Here is a 2220-nt window from a genome sequence, read left to right as displayed (position 1 = left end):
TTCGCCATAAGAAAATCCCCTCCGGCAGTTCAGTGCTTTTGTCCATCTTACCAGATGGACTTTTTTCACTGTCTACCGTATGGGGATAATACCAACAGTGCATGCTTTTTCTTGTGTGTATAAAAGGGGACTTCATCTGAAATGTTAAGTTTAACCTGATGTGCTGACATCTCTTGTTGGGAGCGGCACAAAAAAGGGAATGTATTGATTTCACTTGATCCGGGAGAGATTCATGATGAAAAAACTGATCAGCCTCAGTCTGATTTCCCTCCTCCTGTTCAGCGGTTGCGGCGGGATGGGAAAACAGAGCCAGGGGAATGACAACACGACGCCCCGACAGACTGGGTCTGCCGATCCACCGCCGGTGACAAGGGTCAAATCAGGGGATGGGGCGGGACCCGTGAAAAAACGTCCCGCCTCACCGCGCATTGAAACCCTGGGTTTTATTGAACCGATGGATGCGAAAAAAGCGACCCGAGATATACGGGATGTAGGAGACGATCTTACCTATGTCAGCTTCTTCAGCTACCAGGTGAAACCCGATGGGGGTCTGATCTCTCTCCATGAGGAGTCCAGCTTGAAGGCTGCCCGAAACCATGGAGCCCTTCCCATGTTGGTACTTACCAATTTTGCAGATGGAAATTTTCAACCGGACATCGCCCACCGGATATTCACAGACAAGCAGGCGAGTCAGCGGTTGATCCGCAATGTGGTCCGAGTGATGAAAGAGAAAGGGTACCGTGCGCTCAATATCGATTTTGAGCATATCCGGGAACAGGATCGCCAACTGTATCATGGTTTTCTGGAGACGATCCTCCCACTTGTGAAAAAGGAAGGATTTACGGTATCCACGGCTCTCGCCCCTAAAAGTAGCGACCGGCAGGGAGGGCCGTGGCATGGCGCCCATGATTATGCTTTTCATGGAAAAGTGGCCGATTTTGTCATCTTGATGACCTATGAGTGGGGGTGGACTGGAGGGCCGCCGATGGCAGTGTCACCGCTGCCCCAAGTGCGCAAGGTTTTGGACTATGCCGTCACTCGGATTCCCCGAGAAAAAATCATGGTGGGGGCCCCGCTGTACGGGTATGATTGGACCTTGCCCTACCGAAAGGGAGGTCCTCCCGCCAAACGGATCGCTCCTCAGGCTGCCGCTGAATTGGCGCGGAAGACCGGAGCCGAGATCCGTTACAACAATCGCGACCAGGCTCCCTATTTTTACTACCGGGACAAACAAGGGAAAAAACATGTGGTCTGGTTTGAAAACAGCCAAAGTGCCCAAGCCCGGTTTGACCTGATCAAGGAGTACCGTGTCCGTGGAGTGGGTTACTGGGTCCTGGGGGAACCATTCCCTGACCAATGGTCCCTGCTGCGGGACAATTTCAAGATCAAGAAATATTGAAGGCCCCAACCGGCGGATCCCCGCCGGTTTTCATGTTCTCTTGATGGATCTTGGTTTTTCTTCTCAAAACTCAGTCAGCAATATTAACGCGAAGCGTCATAGACGGGTCAATTCTTGTCAGGCTTCACCGGGACAATATACGGAAACCGGGCGGGGTGCATAGAATGGATCATCCTTGACATATAAGGGTGATTCCAATGGCGAAGAAAAAGCGTCACAGGGGGACACAGCAATCTGAACCAAAAGCGTTCCGCAAGAAAAAAAAGATCAAAGAGGCGGATCTTTTCTACAGCCAGGAGGTGGCTCCTCTGCAGAGAGAGCTACGCCGGGCGCAGCAGGCCCGTCATCTGGAGGCGGTAGATGATTTGTGGAAACGTCTGCAGGAATCTTTGAGACAGCACCGACTCTTGGTGAAACGGGCTCGGTTCGTGGACTGGCAATGAATCCAGCCAGGGATGGGGAAGAAACAAGGCAAAAGTGATAGAACATGGAATTCGGAGGTGGAAAGAGCGGTGGGACTCTTTCGCTCCTTTGCGGATTTGGAGCTGTCAACTGGGAGAGTGGATGAGGTAATGAATCGATTGGATCGGATCCAGGGTGGATTCTGGGGAAAGAGCAGGCCCGACAGCTACTGAACCAACTGATGGAGCGCGTGGATTAACACCTGCACTGCAGGGCTCCAAATCGGGATTTTCCACCTAACAAAAAAACGGTCCCTTCCGCAAAAAGTGGTATTATCCCCTTGAGGTAGACAGTGAAAAAAGTCCATCTGGTAAGATGGACAAAAGCACTGAACTGCCGGAGGGGATTTTCTTATGGCG

The 2220-nt window shown here is 51.7% G+C and carries 3 protein-coding genes; all 3 read left to right on the top strand.

Annotated features, from left to right (window positions below):
* Positions 1 to 235: 235 nt before the first annotated feature.
* The 3 genes from JOD24_RS16015 (at position 236) to JOD24_RS16005 (ending at position 2034) form a co-directional block, all read left to right on the top strand.
* On the top strand, positions 236 to 1399 hold the full coding sequence (locus JOD24_RS16015) for a glycosyl hydrolase family 18 protein (protein ID WP_380167672.1): 1164 nt from the start codon (positions 236 to 238) through the stop codon (positions 1397 to 1399).
* A 197-nt stretch (positions 1400 to 1596) separates the two neighbouring features.
* Positions 1597 to 1842, top strand: coding sequence for a hypothetical protein (locus JOD24_RS16010; RefSeq protein WP_429247347.1), 246 nt, complete (start codon positions 1597 to 1599; stop codon positions 1840 to 1842).
* A 69-nt stretch (positions 1843 to 1911) separates the two neighbouring features.
* Positions 1912 to 2034, top strand: a complete 123-nt coding sequence (locus tag JOD24_RS16005) for a hypothetical protein (RefSeq protein WP_380163326.1) — start codon at positions 1912 to 1914, stop codon at positions 2032 to 2034.
* Positions 2035 to 2220 lie beyond the last annotated feature (186 nt).

Source organism: Kroppenstedtia sanguinis (genome assembly GCF_050433445.1).
GTDB classification, from domain to species: Bacteria; Bacillota; Bacilli; order Thermoactinomycetales; family DSM-45169; genus Kroppenstedtia; species Kroppenstedtia sanguinis.
This window is presented reverse-complemented; position numbering and strand designations above follow the sequence as displayed.

Excerpts from the sequence above, each read along its gene's own strand:
- JOD24_RS16015 (WP_380167672.1), top strand. The coding sequence starts at position 236 with ATGAAAAAACTGATCAGCCTCAGTCTGATTTCCCTCCTCCTGTTCAGC.
- JOD24_RS16010 (WP_429247347.1), top strand. The coding sequence starts at position 1,597 with ATGGCGAAGAAAAAGCGTCACAGGGGGACACAGCAATCTGAACCAAAA.